This window comes from Proteus sp. G2674 (genome assembly GCF_009915195.1).
GTDB classification, from domain to species: Bacteria; Pseudomonadota; Gammaproteobacteria; order Enterobacterales; family Enterobacteriaceae; genus Proteus; species Proteus mirabilis.
Genome location: NZ_JAABLS010000036.1, coordinates 1 through 5,376, shown reverse-complemented (window position 1 = coordinate 5,376; position 5,376 = coordinate 1). Strand labels below are relative to the sequence as shown.

The following is a 5,376-nucleotide window of genomic DNA, read 5'->3' as shown; positions in this document are numbered from 1 at the left end:
AAATATATTTATAATTATTAATTAAAAAATTTGTTGGAAGTTTTTCGTTTTCATTGATTGTTTGTTTATATTCAAGATGAAATTTATTGTTATCCTATAAGAATAAACCTGCAGTGTTTAACTAATAATTAAAATAATAAACAGGTATTCTTATCTCTACTATACTCATAATATTCAATTTATAGAGCGAGTATATATAATGATTGATTTGTTTAAGTTAACGAAAAAAAGTTCTAGGCATATTGGTATAGCAATATATGTTGGTATTATAGCGGGTATCTTTTCAGCTTTAGTTAAATCTGGTTTTGAAGACCTAATTCCCCCGAGAACACTTGAAACGACACCCCCGCCAGTCGTCTTACTCGAAAAGCTTGGATTAAATATAGATACTATGACTTATCATTGGATGGGATATAGTATTAATTGGGGCGGTAATGGTGTTCATATATTATTCTCAATAGTTATCGCTGTGACATATTGTGTTATTGCTGAATTCTTGCCAAAGGTTAAATTATTACACGGTATTTGTTTTGGTATTGGCGTTTCTGTTTTTGCTCATGGTTTAGTCGTACCTCTACTAGGATTGTCTGGCTGGCTTTGGACAGCAGGTTATCAAGCATTAATTTCTGAGTTTGTTGGAACCGCTTTTTGGATCTGGTCAATTGAAGCGATTAGACAAAATTTGCGTTATTGTTTAACTAAAGAAAATGATGCTGAGTAGATAAGGAAGTTCAACCTTAATCTGTTATAAATTTCTTAAAGATCGCTTAGGCGGTCTTTTTTCGTATATGCCGACCACAGAATCAATCACCCTCGTTATCACGTTCACACAAGAGCTGTGAGTCGGCATCTTATTGATTAAATTCTTCGTTAATTTAGTTGAGTTTTACTTTAAGAGAGTTAGGTATGGAGCATTTACTTTGAAGAAGGAAATGAAAATCTCAATGTGTAATGATAAGTCTCTTAAATAATAGACCCCAATTATTTTTGGGGTCATATATTGAGATTATTGAATTAATATCCCTGATATTGATTTATTACGAATTAATTTTCAGGTGCAATAGCATCCAATACTCGAGCAGAATAAACCATCGCAGCACCAGTATTTAATGCAACAGCAACACCGAGTGCTTCTGCAATTTCTTCATGACTAGCACCCAACTTTAAAGCGGTGTCAGCATGTACGGCGATACAACCATCACAGCGTGTTGTGACTGCAACTGCTAATGCGATTAATTCTCTTGTTTTTGCATCTAAATGATTAGTTTTTTTACCTGCATTGGAAAGTGCTTGGTAGCCAGTAACCGTATCAGGTGTTAATTTTCCTAACTCACCAATACGCCCCATTAATTGTTTTCGATATTCATTCCAATTAAGCATGATATTAACCTTATTGAGTTAACTGAATTATTGGTTGACATTATGGGATGAAAAAAAAGATGATGACATCATCAAACGAATCAATTTTTAGTGAATTAGTCTCATGGATACGTTGAGCCAACTCTTATACCTTTCTCAAGGGCAATTGCAATTAGATGTGTTTTGTCAAATGAAAGGACATTTTTCCTTACCGCATGTTTCATCTGTTGAACATGAAACTATTTTTCACTTAGTTCTATCAGGGCAGTGTTATGTTCAGATTGAAAAATCAGCCCCTATAGTTTTATCCGAAGGCACTTTTTTAATGTTAAACAGAAGGCAATCACATACCCTTTGGAGTGGAGAACGAGATATAGAACCTCCCCCTTTTTTGCATAAAAATAATGGCTTCTTACCTGTTAAGTACACAAAATCTGAAGATCAGACTCAACATGTTGATTTGCTTTGCGGGCGAATGACTTATGCTAAAGGAAGCGGGTTACTATTATTAAATGGGTTTCCTGATATGGTAGTGGCAAATCTGGTGGAAATGCCAGGGCTAACAGTATTGAATTTATTTAGCCAGTTGCTTCGAGAGGAAGCCATTAATGCAAATCAAGGGGCGGCTGCGATATTAAATGGGCTTGCTCAGACTTTATTCGCTTTTGCATTACGTGTTTATGGGCAAAAACCAGATATAAACTCAAGTTGGTTAGCATTATTAGCTGAACCTCGGTTAAGTCGTGTATTTAATTCTATGTTAAATGAACCACAAAAAGGGTGGACACTTGATTCTTTAGCTAATGTCGCTTCAATGTCACGAGCGACTTTTGTGCGTCAATTTAAAGCAACGGCGAATACGACACCTGGCGAAGTTCTACAATCCATTCGTATGCTAAAAGCACTTTCATTATTACAACAAAATAAATATACATTATCAGATATCGCAGAAAGAGTCGGATACCAATCTGAAGCTGCATTTAGTAAAGCATTTAAAAGTGTATTTAATTGCAGACCAGGGCAGTGGAAGAAGCAACAGAGTAAAGTGTAAAAATTTGCACAGAGTAAAGAAGAATTATTACTTTCTTTTGAAGTCACTTCGGTGACTTTTTTGTTATCTAAAGTAAAAACGAAATTATATTTGCGCTTAAATTAATCGCTGAGTAAGGGAATTGAGAAGCAGAAGAAGTTCACTATTACTTAAGTGACGGGAATGCTGTTCGAGTTATCATTCCCGATTTGAGTAAAAAAAAGCCGACGCGCTAGGAGTCATGTCGGCATAAATCTTCGGGAAAAGTGTTAATAACGAGAGCGATCATTAACTATAAAGCAATGTATCAATATCGGAGAAAAAAAAGGCACATTTACGAATAATAATCATTATCATTTAATTGTCAATTATATGAGGTCACTACAGTGACCTTTTTCTTGTCTAAATATGATATATATCAATAAAAGGTGTGTGTTATGTCAAAAGAGATAAGCGAATTACAGTTTAGTCTTCACTATGCCTCAGAAACAGACAGTGAAAAGAATACCTCCATCATTTTAACGGCGAATATCCATACGGCTGATGGTGAAACTCAACAACTCACACAACTAATTTGCACGACATCTCCCGCAGGTAAAAAGCAATATCGAATAGGCTTGCAAAAGATTAGTGATGCAGGCGACACATTGCTGGTGGCGATTGAATCCTATTGGCGTAAAAATACACAAGAGAGTTGTGTTTATTTGTTAGAGAAAGCGAAGCAATTTATTCAAGGACACTTACAACAAACGAATACATGGATATCTATGTATGGTCTTGTGATTGTTTCTAATGCGTCACTTGAAGAGCAGTTGCCTGAGGCTTTATTAACATTAATTCATTCAAAATATGCTAGTCTTTCTTGAATGTAACTTATTGGTTTAAATTAACTTTATAAGCTATCTAATATATGAGTCTTTTAATGATCGTGATCTTATAATAAAAACATCTTTAAAGTAAAAAGACTAATAAGTATTATTTTTATATTGATGAGGCTTGAATAACAATAAGAGGCGATATGAAAATTAAAGAACCAGATGAGCTTATAGCGGATGCGGATAAATATGAGTCAAAAGTAATGTTTAAATCAATGAGAATAGCTTGGTTGATATTTACCATTGTACTACTTAATTTAATACCAATGCTTATTCATGGTGGAGTATTGTCATTATCTAACTTTTTGATTTTCAATGTGTTTGTTATTTGTATTATGTTATGGATATATATCAGAAAAATATTTTATACATATTCCAAGAGAAATTCACATTAAGATAATGTTACTCATAGTGTGAGTAAAAAGAATTTTAAAAACAGTTTTTCTAAAGGTATTACTTAAATTTTAGAAGAGACAACCTTACCTTAGATAATGAATACTGTGATTTAGGGAGAGTAATGATCGTTTCATGAGATTTATAAAAAAGAAGCCCTCGGATGAAGGCTTTAATAGCGATACTATATAATAATTAGAAGCAATCGATAACTAAAATAGATTAGTTATATATCAACTAAACATTAGCTATCTCTCATAGTTTACTCGTTTTACTAATGTAGAAACTTGCACTAAGTCAAATAAGTTTTTTTTGTAAAAATACTATCCTTAATAGAACTGTAAACTTTCGTTTTAATCTAAATCATAACGTTAGTTCAAGTTTCACCTTCACATGTTTAACTCTTTCACACTAATCATCAACGGACACTCCTCAGGGGGTGACTATGCGTATGGAAAAATTAACCAATGTTACTTACGGAACCGCAGGCTTAACGGCATTTTTTGCCAGTCTTTCATTATATGAATGGGGATTTGTTATCGGGATGGCGTTCAGCATGCTTCTTGGTTTAGCCACTTATTTTATGACACGCCGAGAGCAACGAAAACGCACTCAATTATTTGAAGAGCTTGTTCGACATGTTGACCCACAAAACCCAACTGAAACCCTAAAAAGGCTTGCTGAATTAATGGTGAAAGCGCCAAAGGATATTTAATGTCTCTCAAACAGAAAATAGCGGCGGTAACAACAGCAGGAGCCACAGCCATCGCGTTAGTAGTAATAGCCCATTTTGAAGGTGTACGTTATGAACCTTATCGTGATGTGGCGGGTGTTCTAACTGTTTGTTATGGACATACAGGCAAAGACATTATTCAAGGCAAGAGATACACACAACAAGAATGTGATGCGTTATTACAAATCGATTTTATTAAGACACAACAGCAAGTCGATGCATTAATCAAAGTATCACTCGATGACTACACCAAAGCTGCTTTATATTCCTTTGCTTTTAATGTGGGTACAACCGCATTTGCTCGCTCAACATTACTCAAGAAGCTAAACGCTGGTGATAGAGCGGGTGCCTGTGAAGAAATAAAACGTTGGGTATATGCGGGTGGAAAGGTTTGGCGAGGGCTTGTCAGTCGTCGAGAGGCGGAGTCAGCACTATGTCATGGAAAACTTTAATCATCATTATCGGCTTTATTCTTGCATTACTCATTACAGTCGCTGGTGGCATTTATCTCTTGATTGATAACTCATGTACTAAAGACCAAGTGAGTTTAGAAAAGCGCTGTCAGATTGCACTCTCATATCATCGGTACTAATCATGAAATACGGAAAACTCTATGCCGTCATTGCGATGGTAGGCATTATTGTGGGAGGCTATTGGGTGATTAATTGGCAAGCTAACAGAATTAATCTATTAGTAGAAACAAACAAAGAACTAACGGAGGCTCTCGAAGAACAGAAGTCTATTAATACTGACTATCAAGCACGCATAATGCGATTAAATCAGTTGGATATTCAATATACGCAGGAGCTAGCGAATGCTAAGAATGAAATTAGTCACTTGCGTGATATTAGTGAGCGTCATCCAGAGCGGGTGTACATCAAAGCCGAGTGTCCCAAAGTCAAAACCACTCCCTCCACCAGCTTGGCTTATGCAACCACCGCCCGACCTACTGACACCGCTATCCGAAATTATTGGTTACTCAGAGA

8 protein-coding genes and 2 pseudogenes are annotated in these 5,376 nt (G+C 35.5%); 9 read left to right on the top strand and 1 reads right to left on the bottom strand.

The annotated features are described in order from the left end of the window. The first annotated feature begins 199 nt into the window (after window positions 1-199). A complete protein-coding gene (locus tag GWI58_RS14330) occupies window positions 200-721 on the top strand; it encodes a YagU family protein (protein ID WP_004247148.1) in 522 nt (173 codons plus the stop codon). A 323-nt stretch (window positions 722-1,044) separates the two neighbouring features. Here the strand turns inward: GWI58_RS14330 and GWI58_RS14325 are convergent, their stop codons facing one another. Next, a complete protein-coding gene (locus GWI58_RS14325; protein ID WP_004251632.1) occupies window positions 1,045-1,380 on the bottom strand; it encodes a carboxymuconolactone decarboxylase family protein in 336 nt (111 codons plus the stop codon). A 103-nt stretch (window positions 1,381-1,483) separates the two neighbouring features. Between GWI58_RS14325 and GWI58_RS14320 the strand changes: the two genes are divergently transcribed. The 8 genes and pseudogenes from GWI58_RS14320 to GWI58_RS17910 all read left to right on the top strand — a co-directional run. Continuing rightward, on the top strand, window positions 1,484-2,410 hold the full coding sequence (locus GWI58_RS14320; protein WP_017827436.1) for an AraC family transcriptional regulator: 927 nt from the start codon (window positions 1,484-1,486) through the stop codon (window positions 2,408-2,410). 416 nt (window positions 2,411-2,826) lie between these two features. After that, window positions 2,827-3,255: a hypothetical protein gene (locus GWI58_RS14315; RefSeq protein ID WP_161769299.1), complete on the top strand. Its 429-nt coding sequence runs from the start codon at window positions 2,827-2,829 to the stop codon at window positions 3,253-3,255. Between the two features lie 152 nt (window positions 3,256-3,407). After that, window positions 3,408-3,659, top strand: coding sequence for a hypothetical protein (locus tag GWI58_RS14310; protein ID WP_036894738.1), 252 nt, complete (start codon window positions 3,408-3,410; stop codon window positions 3,657-3,659). A gap of 443 nt (window positions 3,660-4,102) precedes the next feature. Then, window positions 4,103-4,372: a bacteriophage protein gene (locus GWI58_RS14305; RefSeq protein WP_036905789.1), complete on the top strand. Its 270-nt coding sequence runs from the start codon at window positions 4,103-4,105 to the stop codon at window positions 4,370-4,372. Continuing rightward, window positions 4,372-4,842, top strand: a complete 471-nt coding sequence (locus GWI58_RS14300; protein WP_036976681.1) for a lysozyme — start codon at window positions 4,372-4,374, stop codon at window positions 4,840-4,842. Before GWI58_RS14305 ends, GWI58_RS14300 begins: the two co-directional genes overlap by 1 nt. Continuing rightward, the gene (locus GWI58_RS17760) at window positions 4,824-4,982 is read left to right on the top strand and encodes a hypothetical protein (protein ID WP_012367623.1); all 159 of its coding nucleotides are present in this window, start codon (window positions 4,824-4,826) and stop codon (window positions 4,980-4,982) included. The genes GWI58_RS14300 and GWI58_RS17760 overlap by 19 nt, the downstream gene beginning before the upstream one ends. Window positions 4,983-4,984: 2 nt before the next feature. Continuing rightward, window positions 4,985-5,314 (top strand): annotated as a pseudogene (locus tag GWI58_RS14295) (lysis system i-spanin subunit Rz); the annotation flags it as partial. A 1-nt stretch (window position 5,315) separates the two neighbouring features. Then, window positions 5,316-5,376, top strand: a pseudogene (locus GWI58_RS17910) (hypothetical protein); the annotation flags it as partial.

Coding starts and splice junctions, on each gene's coding strand:
- GWI58_RS14330 (WP_004247148.1), top strand. CDS start 200: ATGATTGATTTGTTTAAGTTAACGAAAAAAAGTTCTAGGCATATTGGT.
- GWI58_RS14325 (WP_004251632.1), bottom strand. CDS start 1,380: ATGCTTAATTGGAATGAATATCGAAAACAATTAATGGGGCGTATTGGT.
- GWI58_RS14320 (WP_017827436.1), top strand. CDS start 1,484: ATGGATACGTTGAGCCAACTCTTATACCTTTCTCAAGGGCAATTGCAA.
- GWI58_RS14315 (WP_161769299.1), top strand. CDS start 2,827: ATGTCAAAAGAGATAAGCGAATTACAGTTTAGTCTTCACTATGCCTCA.
- GWI58_RS14310 (WP_036894738.1), top strand. CDS start 3,408: ATGAAAATTAAAGAACCAGATGAGCTTATAGCGGATGCGGATAAATAT.
- GWI58_RS14305 (WP_036905789.1), top strand. CDS start 4,103: ATGCGTATGGAAAAATTAACCAATGTTACTTACGGAACCGCAGGCTTA.
- GWI58_RS14300 (WP_036976681.1), top strand. CDS start 4,372: ATGTCTCTCAAACAGAAAATAGCGGCGGTAACAACAGCAGGAGCCACA.
- GWI58_RS17760 (WP_012367623.1), top strand. CDS start 4,824: ATGTCATGGAAAACTTTAATCATCATTATCGGCTTTATTCTTGCATTA.